Origin of the sequence: Flagellimonas rhodophyticola (assembly GCF_049332665.1) — a bacterium.
GTDB lineage: Bacteria > Bacteroidota > Bacteroidia > Flavobacteriales > Flavobacteriaceae > Flagellimonas.
In genome coordinates this window covers 3,651,488-3,671,008 of the sequence record NZ_CP186326.1, presented here as the reverse complement: position 1 = coordinate 3,671,008, position 19,521 = coordinate 3,651,488, and the positions used below count along the sequence as shown (strand labels likewise).

The following is a 19,521-nucleotide window of genomic DNA, read 5'->3' as shown; positions in this document are numbered from 1 at the left end:
CATTTATGATATATTAATTGTAAGGTTTTTAATGAATTACAGTTAATTCATCAAGGTTTTGACAGAAAGGTTAAAAAATGTTCAAAATGTAAATTTGAACAATGTTAAATTATCATTATCACAAAATTTGATGTAGCGGACTGCACATATGAGCAATCAAGTAGGGGGTGTCTTGAATTTTAATAGAAGAGGCCTGTTTGGAAAAACCCTCAATAGGGGGTCGTCTATCACAAAAGCAATAATATTGAAGTATACCCCTTAATATTTAGGGGTGTGCGGTTATTAGAAATATATTAATCTTTAAGAATACTTCTTGAAATGACAATTCTTTGGATTTCAGAAGTCCCTTCATAGATCTGGGTAATCTTCGCATCGCGCATAAAACGTTCTACATGATAATCTTTTACAAATCCGTTTCCACCATGTATTTGTACCGCTTCAACTGCGGTTTCCATTGCCACTTCCGACGCATATAGTTTGGCCATGGCGCCGGAAAGCGTATAATCGTCACCTGCATCTTTATCACAGGCTGCTTTATATACCAAATGCCTGGCAGCTTGAATTTTGGTATGCATGTCTGCAAGTTTGAATGCGATGGCTTGATGATTTGCGATTTCTGTACCAAAAGCCTTACGTTCCTTTGCGTATTTTTTGGAAAGCTCATAAGCACCGGCCGCAATACCCAATGCCTGGGCAGCTATCCCGATTCTACCGCCTGCTAAAGTTTTCATCGCAAATTTAAACCCAAAACCATCATCACCAATGCGATTTTCCTTTGGAACCCTAACATCGGTGAACATTAAAGAATGCGTATCACTACCACGTATGCCCAGTTTATTTTCTTTGGGTCCTATTTCGAAACCTTCCATCCCTTTTTCAACAATGATGGCGTTTATTCCGCGGTGTCCTTTATCGATATCGGTCTGTGCAATTACCAGGTAGACTTCGGCAATTCCTCCATTGGTAATCCAATTTTTGGTACCATTTAATAAATAGTGGTCACCTTTGTCAATCGCGGTCGTTTTTTGGGATGTAGCGTCGCTGCCGGCTTCAGGTTCTGACAAACAGAAAGCACCAATAATCTCTCCAGAAGCCAAAGGGGTCAAGTACTTTTGTTTTTGCTCTTCCGAACCAAAGGTTTCCAATCCCCAGCATACCAATGAATTGTTCACAGACACCATCACCGAAGCAGAAGCGTCTACTTTGGATAGCTCTTCCATGGCCAAAACATATGCAAGAGTGCCCAATCCGCTACCGCCATATTTTTCGTTGACCATCATGCCCATGAAACCAAGCTCTCCCATTTTTTTTCGCAGGTCTTCTGGAAATTTTTGTGCATCATCCCGTTCAATGACTCCTGGTAAAAGTTCGTTTTGAGCAAAGTCTTTGGCTGATTCTTGTATCAATAATTGTTCTTCGGTAAGTGTGAATTCCATAAAACTGAGAAATAGATAAAAATGGAGTACAAATATAGCTTTATGATACGATTTTATTAAAGAATAAGAGTAAAAAATGAGAATGATTTAATATTGAATGCTCAGTTTAAGATGCAATGCGTGTTTTCGGTTTTTTTAAAAAAGAAGATTATGTTTGAAAACTCATTTTGAATATCTTTAGCACATACTGCTACCAAACAAAATATTTCAATTAAATAACCAACTCACATGGAAACTCTCCTCATTGTCATCTTTGTAATAGGATACTTGGCCATTACCTTAGAGCATAACCTTAAAATTGATAAACTTATTCCAGCCTTGGCCATGATGGCCATACTCTGGGCCTTAATGGCTTTTGGGATTGATAGCTTTACCACCTGGTTTGATTCTGGTAAACATGCGCTAATGGAGGGTTTTTCAGCATTGGGGCATGAAGATAAGATGCATATGCTGGAGGAAACTTTGCTTCATCATTTAGGTAAGACCTCTGAGATTTTGGTTTTCCTGTTGGGGGCAATGACCATAGTTGAAATCATTGATTATTTTGATGGGTTTGCCACCATCAAAACTTTTGTGAAAACCAAAAGTAAAAAGAAGATATTATGGATTTTTGCCTTTTTGGCATTCATTCTTTCTGCCATTATTGACAATCTAACCGCTACAATCGTATTAATATCAATCTTACAGAAAATTGTAAAAGATAGAAATGCAAGAATTTGGTATGCAGGTCTTATTATAATAGCTGCTAATGCAGGGGGTGCATGGTCTCCTATCGGGGATGTTACTACCACAATGCTTTGGATAGGAAACAAGGTTACCACCGTAAAACTTATAGGATACTTGCTTGTTCCTTCTTTAGTATGTATGCTTGTTCCCACCTTTATTGCTTCATTTTTACCCGCTTTTAGAGGGGAAATAGAAACAGAGGAGGATAGTGGTTCAAAATCAAAATTTGGAGCAAAGATGCTTTATCTTGGATTAAGCGCGATTGTATTTGTGCCTATTTTTAAAACCATCACCCATTTGCCTCCCTATGTAGGTATGATGCTATCTCTAGCTGTTGTCGCCACTTTTGCAGAGATATACAGTAGCTCCAAAATTGCAATTTCCTCGGTTGATCCAGAAAGTGATGCAGAATCACACCACAGTCCAGTTCATAGCGCGTTAACAAAGATTGAGTTGCCCAGCATTCTATTTTTCTTGGGAATTTTGATGGCCGTTGCAGCGTTGGAGTCGCTCGGGCTCTTGTTCAATTTTGCAGAAGGGTTAAAACAAGGAACACCCCTATTGGGTACTGAAATTGAAGGTACCCAAATATCCGATTTAGTAGTAATACTGTTGGGTGTGGGATCTGCTATTATTGATAATGTTCCGTTGGTTGCGGCCAGTTTAGGTATGTTCTCAGAACCTATGGATAACCCACTTTGGCATTTTATTGCCTATTCCGCAGGAACGGGTGGTAGTATGTTGATTATTGGGTCCGCCGCTGGGGTGGTTGCCATGGGAATGGAAAAAATCGACTTTTTCTGGTACTTAAAGAAAATAGCTTGGTTGGCATTCATTGGCTTTATTGCAGGGGCCATTTGCTTTGTCATCATGCGATATTTCTTTTAAAAAATACTTTAGCTCAAAAATCTCCGTTATTATTGCAACTTAAATTGGGGATTTTATATGATTACTTTTCAAGATTTAGAAGAAGGGTCCGAATTGGGTGCATCCATTTCGGAAGAAAAAACCCTTTCCGTTGTAGATTTAATTGTAAATGGAGGTACCGGAAGTGTTGTGATAATTACGGTGCTTTTTGTGCTTCTTTTTGTTGCACTTTATATTTACTTTGAGCGCATTTTTGCGATAAAAGCTGCTTCCAAAATCGACAAGAACTTTATGAACCAAATTCGTGACCATGTCATGAATGGAAAGTTGGATGCAGCCAAAATTCTTTGTGCTCAAACCGATTCTCCGGTAGCTCGGTTAACGGAAAAAGGAGTTTCCAGAATTGGAAAACCTTTGGATGATATCAACACTGCCATTGAGAATGCTGGTACTCTTGAAGTTTATAAATTGGAAAAGAATGTGAGCGTTTTAGCAACAGTTGCTGGTGCTGCACCAATGATTGGATTTTTAGGAACCGTAATTGGTATGATTTTGGCATTCCATGAAATGGCAAGTAGCGGTGGACAGGCTGAAATGGGATCATTGGCATCCGGAATATATACCGCAATGACGACCACAGTGGCTGGATTAGTTGTGGGTATCATTGCCTACATTGGATATAACCATTTGGTAAATCGAACGGATAAGGTGGTGCATAAAATGGAAGCCAATGCCGTTGAATTCTTGGATTTGTTGAACGAGCCTATATAAAGTTTCAATATGAAATTGAAGGGAAGAAATAAGGTTAGTCCAGAGTTTAGCATGTCATCCATGACAGATATAGTGTTTTTGTTGTTAGTGTTTTTTATGCTGACCTCAAATGCGCCAAACGCATTGGATTTACTGCTGCCCAAGGCAAAAGGTAAATCGACCAATACACAGAATGTTTCAGTGACCATTAATAAGGATTTGAAATATTTTGTGAACAACGAACAGATAAGTAAAGAATACATTGAAATTGAATTAAAAAAGGCACTTGAAGGACAAGAAAAGCCAACAATTATCCTAAGGGCGGAAGAAAATGTTGCCATAAAAGAAGCTGTCAACGTTATGGATATCGCCAATAGGAACAGTTATAAGGTTATCTTGGCCGTGCGGCCAAAATAATGTCATTTTTAGATACTAGACACAAGAAAAAATCTTTCACGCTTACATCTCTATTGTTAAGTGTGCTTCTGCTATTGCTTTTTTATATTGGACTGACCTATATGGATCCACCCATTGAAAATGGTATTGCCATAAACTTTGGAACCATGGATTTTGGAAGTGGTAAAGTACAGCCAAAAGAAAAAGTACGCTCCGAACCCAAAAAGATTGAACCCAAGCCGGTTGAACAAGTACAAGAACAAGTTGTTCCCAAGCAGACTGCTCCAGAGGAGCCTGTAGAAAAAGTCTTAACCACGGATAATGAGGAGACCATAAGAATCAATCAGCAAAAAGAAGCCAAACGAAAAGCGGATGAGGCTGAAAAAAAGGCCAAGGCTGAAGCCGAACGTATAGTTCGCGAAAAAAGAGAAGCTGAAAATCGAAAAAGACAAGAACAAGAAGCGAAAAAGAAGAGTTTGGACGCTTTGATTGGAGGAATAGGTAAATCGGATGGCACAACAACTGGCAGTGAAGGAGACGATACCAGATCAGGCGACAAAGGAAGTCCTGAAGGGAACCCATATGCAACAAGTTATTATGGAGCTCCAGGAAGTGGCAGTGGTGGCGGAGGTTATGGATTGAATGGACGTTCACTGGTAAGCAAAGGAAAAGTTCAGCAAGAATGCAATGAAGATGGACGCGTGGTGGTTCGAATTGTAGTGGATAAAAACGGAAGGGTGGTTCAGGCCACGCCTGGCGTTAAGGGAACAACAAACAATGCCCCCTGCTTACTCGAACCCGCTCGCAAAACTGCATTTCTTCATAAATGGAATTTAGATTCCAAAGCACCATCTCAGCAGATTGGTTTTGTGGTTGTCAACTTTAAGTTAGGACAATAATCTAATGACATATCAAGAGACTTTGGATTGGATGTTTGAACAACTTCCGATGTATCAACAAAAAGGGCCTGAAGCTCTTGAAAATAAATTGGACAATATTCTTGTTTTTTCTGAGGTATTGGGGAATCCACATCAAAAGTTTAAAAGCATACATGTGACGGGTACCAATGGCAAAGGGTCTAGTAGTCATATGTTGGCTTCAATTCTTCAGGAAGCAGGATATAAAGTGGGGTTATATACTTCACCCCATCTTAAAGATTTTCGCGAGCGCATTCGAATTAATGGAATTCCAGTTTCCAAAGAATTTGTCAATGAATTCATTCAAACTCACAAGCCATTTTTAGAGCAAAATCAACTTTCGTTTTTTGAAATGACTGTAGGGATGGCCTTTGCTTGTTTTGAGACTGAAAAAGTAGATATAGCCGTTGTAGAAGTAGGTTTGGGTGGAAGATTGGACTCTACCAACATTATTACGCCTGAAGTGTCATTGATTACAAATATTGGACTCGATCATACTCAAATTTTAGGAGATACGTTGGAAAAAATTGCTTTGGAAAAGGCTGGGATTATTAAAAAGGACGTTCCTGTGGTTATTAGCGAAACACAGCCGGAGACAGAAGGAATCTTTAAAATTATTGCAGCTCAAAAAGGAAGTGAGATAGTTTTTGCGGATCAGTTAGCTCATAACGACCATGAAACGGACTTGTTAGGGTCCTATCAGAAAAAAAACATGAAAGGTGTTATGGGTGCCATCGCTCAATTGAAAAACTTTAAAATAAAAGAAAACCATATAAGCAAGGGACTTCAGGATTGCGTAAAAAATACCGGTATTTTAGGTAGATGGCAATTTCTGGGAGAAAATCCAACAATTGTATGTGATACTGCTCATAACAAAGAAGGATTACAAATTGTTTTGGATCAGGTAAAGAAGTTAGAGCCAAATAATATACATTTTGTTTTGGGATTTGTAAATGATAAAAACTTGGATGGGGTATTGGGTCTTTTTCCGGGAAATGCCGAATATTATTTTGTAAGACCAAATATTCCTAGAGGTTTAGCAGCTGAAGAATTATGGAGCAAAGCATTGGAATTTGGATTAAAGGGCGAGATTTTCAATACCGTAAAGAACGGATATGAGGTAGCATTGTCTCAGGCTCACAAGAACGACCTCATATATGTAGGAGGTAGCACTTTTGTGGTGGCTGAAGTTGTTTAGATATTTTGTGTTTTTTCTTTTTGGTAAACAAAAAATGATGCTATATTTGCACTCCCATTTAGGAAACTGGAATGGGCGCGTAGCTCAGTTGGTTCAGAGCACCTGGTTTACACCCAGGGGGTCAGGGGTTCGAATCCCTTCGCGCCCACAGAAAAAAAACCTCAGCAATTGCTGAGGTTTTTTTGTTTCTTAAAACTTCCTGGATTACTACAAAGATTGCTTTCGATTTTAGTGTATAATTTGGCGCTACATTTTCCTGCCAATGGTAAGATGCGCCAATATCTTCAAATTGTCTTATTGGTTTGTGCTTTAGGAAAGTGCGCCAACTTTTTTATCAATCAGCGTTTGTCTTTGACCGGATGGTGTTTTAATAATTAGCCCTTAAGGTAAAGGCGTCCCGAAGATACTTTACGTTAATCCTTATCGGCTGGAACCTTAACAACGGAGTTTTGTCTTAACTATGGTAGTAGTTAATAACCTAGCTGCCATGAAAAAACTTATTCAATATCTTTTTTCTTCGGGAAATGTTCTAATGAATCAAGCGAGTTATAATAGTTTGAATTCACTAAAATATGAAAAGTCCGGGCTCAGTCTTCGAGAAGCGGTTGAAATTACCAATGAAATTAAAACTGCTTTCGAGCATGATAAGTTGTACAAAAACAATGCTGTAGGCTTGGGAGACCTTTCTAAACATATTAGTAGAGACAGATACAAGGTTTCTCAAGTGCTTAATGAGTATATGTCCAAAAACTTCTATGCTTTGCTTAATCAATATAGAATAACTGAAGCAAAGGACTTATTGCTATCCCAACCATTTTTAAGTGTGAAGGCTATTATGTATGAAGTTGGTTTTAATAGCAAGACTAGCTTTTATGGTGCATTTAAAAAAGAGACTGGTTTAAGTCCAAACGATTTCAGAAGCTTCGCTTTGCACGCCTCGTAAAGGGCAATTTGTATTTTATAGTTAAATTACCCTCCACTTCCATTCCACTACTCGAAATGTTTCCGCTTGCGCCTAGATGTAGGATTTGCTTTTATTAGGCCAGTATTCATTTATGACTTCAAATTCATGGAGAAATCAAGGTTAAGGTTAAACCCTTGATACGTTAAATGGGATTTAAATCCATAATCAACTGTTAAAATTTAAGAAACCTTTTATGCTATCGAACCTCGCTAAGAAAAAGTTAAAAAGAGTTCGTCCCGTTTGGGACTTCTCTTTTTAGGGTACTTCCCGTTTTAAAAGTACCTATGGTAGTACAACTTGCGATTCTTTTGTTCTTGCAATTGTAAAGGTAAGGCGGTGAGAGGCCTTACTACCTTAAAAATAGAGACTTTCCATTAAGTTTTGTTTTCGTACTAGGGAGTATTATTTGAATTAGCTATCAAAACATCTTCTCCCGCCTACCTTTCTCAGTTGCGCTAACTCATTAATTACTAACAAAACTTTTAATTCTATGAAAGTATTGAAACTGTTTGGGATTCTAGCCCTACTGTTGTGTACAACGACAGTACTGTCCCAAGAAAAAACAATTACGGGTACGGTTATTGACCATACGGGTGTACCATTACCCGGGGTCAACATTATTGTTGAGGGCACTTCTAACGGAACCCAGACCGATTTTGATGGGAACTATTCCATTGCAGCAAGTGAAGGACAAGCATTGCTTTACACCTATCTTGGCCAGAGAACCGCACGAAGAGTCGTCGGTGCAGCCGATTTGATTAACGTTCAAATGGAAGAGGATGCTCAAGCTCTGGAAGAGGTTGTGGTTACAGCACAAGGTATCCGAAGGGAAAAGAAAGCCTTGGGTTATGCCGTTACCAATTTGGGCTCTGACAAAGTAGAAAACAGACCAGAAGCCGATATCGCACGGGTCTTAAGTGGTAAAGCCGCTGGTGTTAACGTAGTAGGAACTGGTGGTTTAGCCGGTAGTGGTACTAACATCAGAATTCGTGGAAATGTTTCCATTACTGGTAACAACCAACCTTTGTTTGTGGTAAATGGTGTTCCATTTAACACGGACACAAATGCTGAAAGTAACGTTACCACAGGTAATGGTTCTGTTTCAGCTTCAAGTAGGTTTTTAGACCTTGATCCAAACAATATTGAGGATATCAGTATCCTTAAAGGTTTGAGTGCAACAGTATTATATGGTAACCAAGGTAGGAACGGGGTTATTTTAATAACCACCAAAACTGGAACATCCGATTTGGTTGACAAAGGATTTGAAATCAGCGTTAACCAATCTGTGTTTGTCAATGAAATAGCCAGCTTACCAGATTATCAGAATATTTACGGACAGGGTGGTGATAACTCGATAAACGTCGGATTCGTAGGTAACTGGGGAGGAAGATTTGATACTAACTCCACAGTTAGGCATCATTACAACCAAGCTCAGTTTGCAGAGCCTTTCCCTGAATTTCAAGGTGTCAATGTTCCATATAGAGCGTTTGAAAATAATGTAAGGAACTTTTTTAGAAAAGGTTTAGGAAGAACAACTTCTATCAATGCCTCTAAAAGCACGGAAGATTTGGCTTACAATGTAAATTTTGGCCATACGGATGAAGATGGGTTTGTTCCTGGAAACAATATTAACAGAACCAACTTTGGATTAGGAGGTTCCATAAAACTGAGCAACAAGTTCAGAATCAACGGATCTTTTAATTTTTCCACCAGTAACTTTACAACGCCTCCAGTTTCCGCCAGTAATGGTGTTGGAAACTTTTCGGTTTTCTTTAGAACAATGTTCATTCCAAGAAACTTGGACCTAAATGGACTTCCGTTCCAAAACCCTTTAGATGGATCTAATGTATATTATCGCGCAGATCAGGAAAACCCGAGATGGCTTGTTGCCAATTCTCAGGAGCAAATAAAGACAAACCGTTTTTACAACTCCGTGAGCTCAACTTACGACTTCAACGATAAGGTGGCACTTACCTATAGAGTAGGGTTGGATACATTTAATGAGAATCAGCAGTTTTATGTAAATAAAGGTGGTGTTTCCAGCTTATTGGCACAACAAGGTTTCTTAAAGACTACTTCTGCCGTAAACACTATTTGGGATCACAGTTTAATTTTGAATGTCAATAGTGTTCAATTAACTGAAAAACTTGGATTTACGGGAACGGTTGGTTTTAATTCCAACTCGGAGACCTATGAAAAATTTGGTCAGGTAAGTACCGGTCAAGTAGTGTTCGACTTCATTGACCATACAAATTTTGCTACTCAAAGTAACGCAGATCCACTAGGTTCTAATCTTGACTTTAGACAAACTGTGAATACACTTGGTCTGTACGGATCTCTTGGTTTTGACTACTCGAACTTCCTTTACCTCACACTGGCAGGAAGAAATGATTGGTCATCAACAGTTGAGCGAGCTAACAGATCTTTGTTCTATCCAAGTGCATCGATGTCGTTTGTTCCAACTTCGGCAATACCTGAATTGAAGGGTAACTTCTTAAACTTCCTTAAGTTCAGATTTGGTTATGGAACTTCTGCAGGTTTCCCTGGTCCATACAATACAAGACCAACATTAGCTTTAGGTACTGCTCAGTTTACGACTCGAACAGGAACTTTGGTGAATGTAAACTCAAGTGGAGGTTTAGGAACTGGTTTGGACGTATTTCCTAACCCTGACTTAAAACCTGAGTTACACAGAGAGTTTGAGGCAGGTGTGGAAGCGAACCTTTGGGACAATAAAATTAACCTTGAGGTCAGTGTATATAAAAGAGATTCCAAAGATCAGATTCTTGGAAAGATTTTGGATCCATCAACTGGTTTTGATAGAACCACAATTAACGCAGGTCAAATTGATACCAAAGGAATTGAGGTTGATTTAGGGTTCAACCCATTTAGAAATAGCGATGGATTCCAGTGGAGTGCCAACATAAACTTTACCGCTGATCAGAATGAAGTAATTGACCTCCCAGGTGGGGATGATGTATTTATTGCTGGTTTCTCCAACTTGGGTAACTATGCTATAGAAGGACAACCCTTAGGTGTTCTACGAGGAAGTTTTGCCGTAAGGGATGATCAAGGCAACCTTTTGATTAACCCTCAAGATGGTAATATCATTGATAGTGATGCCTTAGGTTTAGATAACGAAGTTATTGGTGATCCGAATCCGGATTGGAGATTGGTTACCAGCAACACATTCTCATATAAAGGATTGAGCTTATCTACCCAGTTTGAATATACCCACGGAGGGGATTTTAGTTCTAACACAATTGGAAACCTTATACGTAGAGGTGTAACTACCGATACTCAGGACAGGGAAGGCTCCTTGATTATTCCTGGCGTACTTGCAGATCCAAATTCTGGTCAAGTGTTATTGGATGGTTCAGGTAATCCAATTCCTAATACCATACAGCAAGGTGCTAACGAGATTTACTTCTTGAACTTTGTTGACCCTAGTGGACAAGGTATATATGACGGGTCTGTAGTAAGACTTAGGGAAGTGTCCTTAAGCTATGCTTTGCCAAGAAAACTATTGGAAAAAACTCCATTTGGATCACTTTCCTTTACACTACTAGGTCAGAACATGTGGTACTGGGCTCCCAACGTGCCTTCAGGAACCAATTTTGACCCTGAAGTGATCAGTACAGGTGTTGGAAACGGTTTGGGACTAGATCTTCAAACTACCCCTACTTCCAAGAAATATGGATTTAGTATCAAAGCAACATTCTAATCAATGGAAAAGAAAAAAAATAGGACAATGAAAAACTATAATAAAATAAGCATCATAGGCATACTTTTGCTGATGTTAGGTGTAAGCTGTGAAACGATAGATCTAAATCAGCTTAATGATCCGAGTGAGTTGACACCTTCGAGTGCTGACCCAGAGTTGTTATTGAACAATGTGCAATTACGTTTTGTTAATGCTATTGCCTACAACGAAGACAATGAAGATGGTATTAACGTTCGTGCGGCGGAATTTGCAAGAATGCAACACTTATTTGGGGCTTATGTAGGGCCATTTTCGCTGAGTTCAGGTAACTTGGATGATCTTTGGACAGATATGTACAGAGAATCACTTCAGGATATAAATGTTCTTATCCCATTGGCGGAAGAAAGAGAATTGGAAGGATTCATTGGTGTGGCCAAATTAATCCAGGCATACATCTATGTTACTTTGGTAGATGTTTTTGGAGATGTGCCCTTTACGGAAGCTCTTCAAGGAAATGACAATGCTAATCCTGTTGTTGATAGTGGTCAATCTATATACAATGCGATGCTTGATATTATCGATGAAGGAATTGCATCTATAAATGCACCAGGATCCGTTATGCCCAATGACCTGTTTTATGGCGGCGACAAAGCCCAGTGGACCAGAATGGCGAATACCCTTAAGTTTAAGATGTATCTGCAAATGCGTTTGATAGGCGACTTTAGTAGCGAGATTAATGGCCTTATTAGTGCTGGATTGATTACCGATGCGGCTGATGATTTCGAGTTTAAATACTCATCTACAGCTAGTACAACAGGTGAAAGTAGACACCCTTATTATGCACTCAACTATGATGCAGATGGTGCTGATGATTACCTAGTGAGCTATTATGTGAACTTGTTAAAGGCAGACAAAGGATTTGAAGACCCTAGGTTGAGATATTATTTCTACCGCCAGGTGAATGAAGTGCCTTCCGGAGATGATTTACCTTGTGAAGATAACACAGTTGTAAACTTCTGTTACTTGGGTGATTTCTATTGGACCCGTGATCATGGAGATGACGATGGTGTTCCACCAGACGGATTGAAGAGGTCTACCTATGGATTGTATCCAATTGGAGGAGCTTTTGATGCTGACAACTTCCAATCAGTAGCCGTTAATACTGGAGGTGGAGGAGCTGGTATATTCCCATTCTTGCTTTCCTCATATGTCAAGTTCATGCAGGCTGAGTCTTCTTTGGTGTCTGGAACAACCGGAAACCCAAGAACTTTATTGGAAGAAGGCGTTAGAGAATCCATGGACAAAGTATTGAACTTTATCCCAGGACAGGTGGTACCTGCCTTTGCAGCCACCAGTACTGACGTGGATGACTACGTGACCTTTGTTTTAGGGCAATACGATGCCGCAGCAGATGATACAGCTAGATTGGATGTTATCATGAAAGAGTACTACATCGCCCTTTGGGGGAATGGATTGGAAGCGTATAATAACTATAGGAGAACTGGATTACCAAGTGATATTTCTGATCACGTTGGAACTCCCGGAGCTTTTCCTCGTACTTTCCTTTATCCTGCAACGGTGGTAAACACAAACTCCAGCATTGACCAAAAGGAGATTTCAGTGAAAACATTCTGGGATGCAAATCCAGCAGTATTGGATTAACTCAAAAAGAAATAAAAATGAAAATACGTAATAAAATCTTTTCGAAAATAAATGTAGCCTTTATGGCTATGCTGACAATAGTCAGCGTAACCCTCGTTTCATGTGAGGACGATGACAAAAATCAACTTAACGATTTTCTTGCAACTGGTGGTTTTGTGCGATTTGTAGATCAAAATCCTGCAGCGGCAATCGGTGTTGAGCAAATTTCTGATTTGAGTTATTCATTCTCCGTTGAGGATGCAAATGGAACAGCGGTATCATATGATTTAAGAGTCTATGCAGATTTAGGTGGTGTTAGAACCGATACTTTATCTGTAGAGATGGTAACCAGCTTTCCTGCTTCCTTCGCTTTCAATGCCGATGAATTAGCTTCATTGGTTGGTGTAACGGTAGACGACATAAGCTTTGGAGATAGTTTTTTCTTCACAGCTGAAGTAACCAATACTGAAGGAAATAAGTTTAGTGGAAGCACAAGACTAAATTTGACAGAAGTTACTTTGGAAGGTGGTGTATATTTAGATGCAGATGGTGATGAGGTGGCAGTTGGTCCTGAGGACGATATACGTTCCGGTGCAGATGGTACCCTTTATGTACAAACAGGGGGGTCAGTAACCGATGATTTGCTTGATGAAGCGGGTTATCGACAAGCCTTTGAATTTGGATTTATCATCTTATGTCCTTCTGTTGATTTGGCAGAACTGCCAGGAACCTATAATGTAGTGAACCATGCTTTTGATGCCTTTTTTGGACCTCAAGGTGACACTAGAACAGTTATTGCTGGTCCCGGGGCAAATCAAATTACAATTATTGGTGGAGGGTTACCTCTTGATGGTGCCGATGATTTAGTGCTTGACATTGATACAGGTTCCAGTGGAGTCTCCTATGGGGGAGAAGCGGGCCAGATTCATTTTAACACATTTGGTCCAGGAACATATGGAGCTGTTAACGGTTTGGTGTTTACATGTATTGGTAGGATTGATATCCAGATAGATTCTGATGGATTTATCCCTAACTTCTTAACGCTCCAGAAGTAGGTTACATTGGGAGTGCATTTTATGTTTCCCACTAGAAAGCACACCCTTTTGAACTTTCTATACAATAACCGTCAAGTTCAAAAAGTGAGGTCGTTTTACGACCAGAAAGCCATCCTAAATGGATGGCTTTTTTTATTGGTCTTCGGTCGGATTATATCTAGATCTTTATTTTGGAAAGATGAATGCTTAAGAAGTATCTTTGCACAAATCTAATGCTGAATGATAACTACCATTTGTCGCAAAGCTCATTTTAACGCCGCGCACAGATTGCATAACCCAAATTGGAGCGATGAAAAAAACATTGAGACCTTTGGTAAGTGCAACAATGTTCACGGACACAACTTTGATTTAGAAGTTAGAGTTAGAGGCGCGGTAAATCCAGATACTGGTTTTGTAATGGATTTAGCAGTGTTAGGAAATCTGATTCATGATGAAATTGAGGAAAGATTTGACCATAAGAACTTAAATCTAGACTGTCCTGAATTCGATGACTTGTATCCAACAACAGAATATTTTGTAAAGGTGATATATGATATTCTTAAACCTATGGTGGATAAAGACCATTTACTTCATATAACGCTATATGAGACTCAAAAGAACTCGGCAGAATATGGAGATTGGTAACAATTTTACGATATTGCACTCCAATTTTATGGGATATTAGCTCAGTTGGTTTAGAGCGCTGCCTTGACAGGGCAGAGGTCACTGGTTCGAATCCAGTATATCCCACATTTACCTAAAAACTTATCGCACAGGTTTGGGATTTGCCAAACCATTTAACTCTATTCTTTGCGGCTAGGGTGTAAATATTATCTCTTATGATTTTGGGTACGTAAGTAAGGATTGCCCCAACCAGTTGCCATTTGGGAATTTTGGCAAGAATACGAAGAAATCCGTCTGAATGTGTATGCTTGCCCTGTTCGTCAAACAAAATAACGGTTTCCAATTGTTGTGTAGGATAGTTATGCTGTAATAGCAGTTCTTGGCCATGCGGCGATTGAAAAGCTACCATATGAAATTGGTCATTAGGTGCAAACCTCAACAGCCAGCCTACTACACCATTACATAGGTTACATTCTCCGTCAAAAACAATTACATTTTTCTTCATGATTGGAAACATTGATGTTCAGTTTGTCGAACAAAATGTTTCCCCATTTTGACATTATGCTTTTTTTAAGAAAATTATTCACCTAAAGTAGCTCCAAAACCCTTTCCAGAGCCATTCCTCTAGAGCCTTTAATCAGAAGTGTGCCCTTTTGTAAAGGATTCTTCTCAAGGTATTCCTTTAGATGGCTAAAAGATTCCATTTTTTTGAAGTTGGATGCTGTATGAAAGAAATTTTCTCCTACCAGGTACACTTCGGAAAAACCATGGTCTAAGACTAGATCAGATATGTGTTGATGCTCTTCCATAGCCTCAGGGCCAAGCTCGAACATGTCACCCAAAATCAATGTCTTTTCAGTTCCCGGCATACTTTTGAAATTGTGGATAGCAGCTTGCATACTAGTTGGATTGGCATTATAGGCATCCAAAATGATTTTGAACCCGTTTTTCTCAATAATTTGAGAACGATTATTTGCCGGCACATAGGATTCAAGGGCTGTTTTAATTTCCTCTAAAGGGACATTGAAATATTTACCCATTGTGATAGCGGAACAACAATTTGGAAAATTATAACTACCAATAAGTTTTGTTGAAATCGTAGTGTTTTCGACTTCAATGACAACAAAAGGATTCGTATGAAGGAGTTTAATATTGAAATATTCAGGGTTGTTCGTACTAAATCCAATTTTCTTAATATAAGAAGCTAGCTTTTCAACTTGTATAGGGTCATCTGCATTTAAAAAGACATACTTTCCATTAGGAATTAAATATTGGTAAAGCTCACTTTTACCTTGAATAACCCCTTCAATACCGCCAAAACCTTCAAGGTGGGCCTTTCCAAAATTGGTTATATAGCCAAAATCAGGCTGGGCAATATTGCACAAAAAAGCAATTTCTTCTTTGTGGTTGGCGCCCATTTCCACTATCGCAAGTTCGGTGTCTGCTTTTATAGATAGCAGGGTAAGGGGCACTCCTATGTGGTTGTTGAGGTTACCTTTTGTGGCGACAGTTTTGTATTTTTTTGACAAGACAGCATGAATCAGTTCTTTGGTTGTGGTCTTACCATTACTGCCTGTTAGGGAGACAACCCTTGCACTACAATAATTTCTATGGAATGTTGCCAGGTTTTGAAGTGTTTGCAAAACATCTTTTACAAGCAAACATTTATCAGATGTTTCATGCTGGCTTTCGTCAACTATGGCGTATGCTGCACCTTGTTCCAAAGCTTGTTTGGCAAATTCGTTGCCATTAAAATTGGGGCCTTTTAAAGCAAAGAAAAGGCAATTTTTGGTAATTTTTCGTGTATCTGTGCAAACTGTGGGATGCGATAAGAAAATCGCATGAAGCTGTTCCAATGTCATAAATCGAAGATATAAAAAAGCCCTGATGTTAAGTCAAGGCTTGAGTCAAATTGTATACGTCATTTATTGACAGAAGGAAAGTGAATCAGTTGATTTTGACAAATTGCAATGCATCGGAATTTTTAGCAACCACCAGATATTCTTTTTCTGCTATTTTCATGGTTTTCATGTCCTTTACATCTCCGGGTGTATAAAAGCCACTGGTTTTAGCTGGAATTGGAACAAAGGAACCATTTCCAACTCCTTTTAGAAGAAGTCCGTGACTTGCGTCATTTCTGGGAGTTTCCACCTCAGAATTGTATAAATTACCAACAATCAATGCATCCAAATTTTGGTCATTATCAAAATCCCGAATCGTAATTTGATTTATAGAAGACAACTGGGCAACATTTGGAAGCTGATGCGGAATCATTTTACCCTTTTTGTTTTCGAGATAAATACTTGCAAAAGACTTGACTTGATAATGCAAAGAATTATCCAAAGTTTCCTTAGCGTATACATCCTCTAACGTAGCATTGGAAAAAGATTCATAATTTTTGAATTTCTTCTTGATTCCGGGCATTTGCTGCGAGGTGCATTCCCGTCCTCTAAGCGGAAACTTTTCGCCATAATTGTAATAACTTAAAACAATATCGTTGGTGTTGTTACTATCAAAATCATTGAAGTAAATATCAAAAGTTTCGTTTTCCGTTGCTTTATATTTGAAGTTCTGACCCAAGTTTCCGACGATATAATCCATATCACCATCATTGTCAAAGTCCCCTCCATTTATACTGAACCACCACCCAGCGGTGTCATCTGTGCCCATATCATTCGAAACATCGGTAAAATATCCACTGTCATTTTTTAAAAGTGTGATAGGCATCCATTCGCCTACCAAAATTAAATCGGTCCAAGAATCACCATCAAAGTCGGTCCAAACTGCGTCGGTTACCATACCAATCTTCTTGAGCATTGGGGCTACTTTTTCCGAAGCATCTACAAACCGAACATTATCTGAATTACTTCTATTTTCAAGAATATAGCTATTGGCTGGTGAAGGATAATTGCCAGGAACAAGACGTCCTCCCACAAACAGGTCCAAATCACCATCCTTATCAAAATCATGACTATGTATGCGTGAACTACTGGTAATCATTTTGGGCAATGCATTCTCCGATTTGGTTAAAACTCCCTTGCCATTGTTCAGGTACAATCTATCTTGTAATTGTTCTGAGTCAGGAGAAAACTCGTTTCCACCACTTGCAATGTAAATGTCGTTGTCGCCATCTCCCTCGGCATCAAAAATATGGATGCCCATATCTTCGGATCCACTGTCCATAGCAAATGGATCGGAATCTATTTTTTGAAAACTTCCATCTCTCCTTTGAAAATACAAAGCTGTAGTATTTTGAGATGAACTGCCCACAACAAGATCATCCAAGCCGTCATTGTTCAGGTCTCCAGTTGCAATATTTGGACCTAGCAGAGAGGTTTGATGTGGCAGTAAAATTTCTTTTTCGAAATCGTCGAAATAATTTTCAATATGGATATGCTTTGCAATTTTTAAAGAATCCGTTTCTGTTTGGAAAAGCTTTTCTGGTAACTGAGGAGCAGTTTCATTAGGGAATGCAGCTTTTGAATACTCGATTACCAGACTAGTATTGATTTTAGCGTCTGTGATAAACTCTTTTTTGTCATCAGGCCATTGGATTACTATAGAATCCACCTTTTCTGCATTCCCAAGACCAAAATGAAGTCTTGGAGCCACGGAGGATTGAAATCCTCTTGTCAATGTCATTTCTTGGTATTGGGAGATTCCATTTGCATATAGTTTGACCTTTGTGCCTAAACCCAATAGGTTTTTGTCAGGACCTTTAAATTGAAGAGTGGTGTAATTGTTTTTTTCGGAACTTTTATTTTCAAAAACTGAGGCGTGGTCATCAATATTGTTTGTGATGATTTCAAGATCACCGTCATTGTCTAAATCTACATAGACACAACCATTGGAAAAACCTTTGTGTTCGATACCCCATTCACTGTTCATACGGGATAGAGTTAGATCTCCATTGTTTCGAAATACATAATTGTCTATTTTTTCGGAGGGTATGGCCAAACTTTTAGCAAGTGTACTATCCTTTGGAAGTCCTTTTTTTTCTATTTCTAAAAAATAATCCCTGTTATTTATTTCGCGTCTTGTACCGTTGGAAATAAAAAGATCTTTCCAACCATCATTGTCCAAATCTGCAAATAAGGGTCCCCAGCTCCAATCTGTGGAGGATACTCCTGCAAATCTTGAAATATTGCTAAAATCAGGAAGGGAATCTTTTAAGTTGCCATTGTTCAACTGCAGTGTGTTCTGCATATATTGGTAATGGAATCCTGCATTGACCGTACTCCAGAATAAATCAGGATTCATGCTTGCCATATTGGCTTTTGCCCTTCTATTGATTTGAGCGGTCATATCAACTTGCATGATATCCAACAACAAGTCGTTGTTGAAATCGGCAATATCGGTGCCCATTCCGTAGAAGGAGTTATTTTTTGTAGTGTTTTTTACTTGTTCGGAAAAGGTTCCGTTCTTGTTGTTGATGAACATATAATCCGGGGAGCTAAAATCATTGGAGACATATAAATCTGGCCATCCATCTTGATTAAGGTCTCCAACCGTAGCACTTAAGGAAAGACCGAAGGTTTTTAGACCTGCTTCTTCGGTTACGTCAATGAATTTTCCGTTTTCGTTTTTAAAAAGTCTATCGGTTTCCAGAGGTTTTGGAAATTTTTGTTTGAAGGCATATAAAAAATTGGGCGCGTTAAAAGGGGTTGGGGGATAGTTTGCTACATATAGGTCAAGATCACCATCCCTGTCATAATCAAAGAAAGTACTTTGAACACTGTTGCTTGGGTCGTTAATGCCAAATTCTTCGGCTCTCTCGCTAAATGTGTTATCACCATTATTGATGAACAACTGATTCTCTTTAGGACCGAATTTTCCTCCAACGGAGCAATAGATATCCAATAGGCCATCATTGTTTACATCGGACATGGTTGTTCCCGTATACCATCTATCATCACCGGCAACGCCTGCAGCTTCGGAAATGTCTTCAAATTGTAGGTTTCCTTTGTTCAGATACAGTTTGTTCGAAACCATATTTCCTGTGAAGTACAAATCTACCAGACCATCGTTGTTGATGTCTCCCGCTGAAACACCTCCACCCATATAGATATAGGAATAGGTGAAATAATTGAGTGAATCGTTCTCAATGAGATTGTTTGCAAAGTCAATTCCAGATTGTTTGGCATCAATTTTTGAAAACAAAAGTGCTTCTTTACTTTCTTTTTGTTCCGAACAAGATAGAAACAAAATTCCTGCTAAAATTAAATGGAACAATACCTTACAATTATATTTCATCGAACATTATAT

Annotated in this window: 14 protein-coding genes and 2 tRNA genes; 12 read left to right on the top strand and 4 right to left on the bottom strand. The window is 38.9% G+C overall.

From position 1 onward, the window contains the following. Positions 1-293: 293 nt before the first annotated feature. The gene (locus ACOKFG_RS16555; protein WP_298791607.1) at positions 294-1,436 is read right to left on the bottom strand and encodes an acyl-CoA dehydrogenase; all 1,143 of its coding nucleotides are present in this window, start codon (positions 1,434-1,436) and stop codon (positions 294-296) included. A 228-nt stretch (positions 1,437-1,664) separates the two neighbouring features. On the opposite strand from ACOKFG_RS16555, the gene nhaD reads away from it, so the two are divergent. The 12 genes from nhaD to ACOKFG_RS16495 all read left to right on the top strand — a co-directional run bounded on the left by nhaD (position 1,665) and on the right by ACOKFG_RS16495 (position 14,382). Beyond that, positions 1,665-3,050, top strand: a complete 1,386-nt coding sequence (gene nhaD, locus ACOKFG_RS16550; protein ID WP_298791606.1) for a sodium:proton antiporter NhaD — start codon at positions 1,665-1,667, stop codon at positions 3,048-3,050. 57 nt (positions 3,051-3,107) lie between these two features. Then, positions 3,108-3,800 (top strand): MotA/TolQ/ExbB proton channel family protein, encoded by a 693-nt coding sequence (locus ACOKFG_RS16545; RefSeq protein ID WP_298791604.1) that lies wholly within the window; start codon positions 3,108-3,110, stop codon positions 3,798-3,800. Positions 3,801-3,809: 9 nt separating this feature from the next. Further along, positions 3,810-4,196, top strand: coding sequence for an ExbD/TolR family protein (locus ACOKFG_RS16540; protein WP_190809701.1), 387 nt, complete (start codon positions 3,810-3,812; stop codon positions 4,194-4,196). After that, a complete protein-coding gene (locus tag ACOKFG_RS16535) occupies positions 4,196-5,074 on the top strand; it encodes an energy transducer TonB (RefSeq protein ID WP_298791600.1) in 879 nt (292 codons plus the stop codon). The genes ACOKFG_RS16540 and ACOKFG_RS16535 overlap by 1 nt, the downstream gene beginning before the upstream one ends. Positions 5,075-5,078: 4 nt before the next feature. Further along, positions 5,079-6,290, top strand: coding sequence for a bifunctional folylpolyglutamate synthase/dihydrofolate synthase (locus tag ACOKFG_RS16530; protein ID WP_298791598.1), 1,212 nt, complete (start codon positions 5,079-5,081; stop codon positions 6,288-6,290). 73 nt (positions 6,291-6,363) lie between these two features. After that, positions 6,364-6,438, top strand: a tRNA-Val gene (locus tag ACOKFG_RS16525). A 339-nt stretch (positions 6,439-6,777) separates the two neighbouring features. Next, the gene (locus ACOKFG_RS16520; protein ID WP_298791596.1) at positions 6,778-7,233 is read left to right on the top strand and encodes a helix-turn-helix domain-containing protein; all 456 of its coding nucleotides are present in this window, start codon (positions 6,778-6,780) and stop codon (positions 7,231-7,233) included. 511 nt (positions 7,234-7,744) lie between these two features. Continuing rightward, a complete protein-coding gene (locus ACOKFG_RS16515) occupies positions 7,745-10,978 on the top strand; it encodes a SusC/RagA family TonB-linked outer membrane protein (protein WP_298791594.1) in 3,234 nt (1,077 codons plus the stop codon). A 27-nt stretch (positions 10,979-11,005) separates the two neighbouring features. After that, entirely contained in the window at positions 11,006-12,619 is a 1,614-nt protein-coding gene (locus ACOKFG_RS16510) for a SusD/RagB family nutrient-binding outer membrane lipoprotein (protein ID WP_298791592.1), read from the top strand. A 17-nt stretch (positions 12,620-12,636) separates the two neighbouring features. Further along, a complete protein-coding gene (locus tag ACOKFG_RS16505) occupies positions 12,637-13,653 on the top strand; it encodes a hypothetical protein (RefSeq protein WP_298791590.1) in 1,017 nt (338 codons plus the stop codon). A gap of 219 nt (positions 13,654-13,872) precedes the next feature. After that, entirely contained in the window at positions 13,873-14,277 is a 405-nt protein-coding gene (locus ACOKFG_RS16500; RefSeq protein WP_298791588.1) for a 6-carboxytetrahydropterin synthase, read from the top strand. A 30-nt stretch (positions 14,278-14,307) separates the two neighbouring features. Beyond that, positions 14,308-14,382, top strand: a tRNA-Val gene (locus ACOKFG_RS16495). Between the two features lie 7 nt (positions 14,383-14,389). Here ACOKFG_RS16495 and ACOKFG_RS16490 read toward each other — a convergent pair. The 3 genes from ACOKFG_RS16490 to ACOKFG_RS16480 all read right to left on the bottom strand — a co-directional run bounded on the left by ACOKFG_RS16490 (position 14,390) and on the right by ACOKFG_RS16480 (position 19,509). After that, positions 14,390-14,761, bottom strand: coding sequence for a DCC1-like thiol-disulfide oxidoreductase family protein (locus tag ACOKFG_RS16490; protein ID WP_298791587.1), 372 nt, complete (start codon positions 14,759-14,761; stop codon positions 14,390-14,392). 82 nt (positions 14,762-14,843) lie between these two features. Next, complete coding sequence (locus ACOKFG_RS16485; protein ID WP_298791585.1) at positions 14,844-16,118, bottom strand: UDP-N-acetylmuramoyl-tripeptide--D-alanyl-D-alanine ligase; 1,275 nt, start codon at positions 16,116-16,118, stop codon at positions 14,844-14,846. Between the two features lie 85 nt (positions 16,119-16,203). Next, the gene (locus ACOKFG_RS16480) at positions 16,204-19,509 is read right to left on the bottom strand and encodes a VCBS repeat-containing protein (protein ID WP_422861633.1); all 3,306 of its coding nucleotides are present in this window, start codon (positions 19,507-19,509) and stop codon (positions 16,204-16,206) included. Positions 19,510-19,521: the final 12 nt, after the last annotated feature.

Bases quoted from the DNA above. Each gene is read 5' to 3' on its own strand.
- ACOKFG_RS16500 (WP_298791588.1), top strand. From the start codon at position 13,873: ATGATAACTACCATTTGTCGCAAAGCTCATTTTAACGCCGCGCACAGA.
- ACOKFG_RS16540 (WP_190809701.1), top strand. From the start codon at position 3,810: ATGAAATTGAAGGGAAGAAATAAGGTTAGTCCAGAGTTTAGCATGTCA.
- ACOKFG_RS16510 (WP_298791592.1), top strand. From the start codon at position 11,006: ATGAAAAACTATAATAAAATAAGCATCATAGGCATACTTTTGCTGATG.
- ACOKFG_RS16520 (WP_298791596.1), top strand. From the start codon at position 6,778: ATGAAAAAACTTATTCAATATCTTTTTTCTTCGGGAAATGTTCTAATG.
- ACOKFG_RS16530 (WP_298791598.1), top strand. From the start codon at position 5,079: ATGACATATCAAGAGACTTTGGATTGGATGTTTGAACAACTTCCGATG.
- ACOKFG_RS16555 (WP_298791607.1), bottom strand. From the start codon at position 1,436: ATGGAATTCACACTTACCGAAGAACAATTATTGATACAAGAATCAGCC.
- ACOKFG_RS16480 (WP_422861633.1), bottom strand. From the start codon at position 19,509: ATGAAATATAATTGTAAGGTATTGTTCCATTTAATTTTAGCAGGAATT.
- ACOKFG_RS16490 (WP_298791587.1), bottom strand. From the start codon at position 14,761: ATGAAGAAAAATGTAATTGTTTTTGACGGAGAATGTAACCTATGTAAT.
- ACOKFG_RS16545 (WP_298791604.1), top strand. From the start codon at position 3,108: ATGATTACTTTTCAAGATTTAGAAGAAGGGTCCGAATTGGGTGCATCC.
- nhaD (WP_298791606.1), top strand. From the start codon at position 1,665: ATGGAAACTCTCCTCATTGTCATCTTTGTAATAGGATACTTGGCCATT.
- ACOKFG_RS16485 (WP_298791585.1), bottom strand. From the start codon at position 16,118: ATGACATTGGAACAGCTTCATGCGATTTTCTTATCGCATCCCACAGTT.
- ACOKFG_RS16535 (WP_298791600.1), top strand. From the start codon at position 4,196: ATGTCATTTTTAGATACTAGACACAAGAAAAAATCTTTCACGCTTACA.
- ACOKFG_RS16505 (WP_298791590.1), top strand. From the start codon at position 12,637: ATGAAAATACGTAATAAAATCTTTTCGAAAATAAATGTAGCCTTTATG.
- ACOKFG_RS16515 (WP_298791594.1), top strand. From the start codon at position 7,745: ATGAAAGTATTGAAACTGTTTGGGATTCTAGCCCTACTGTTGTGTACA.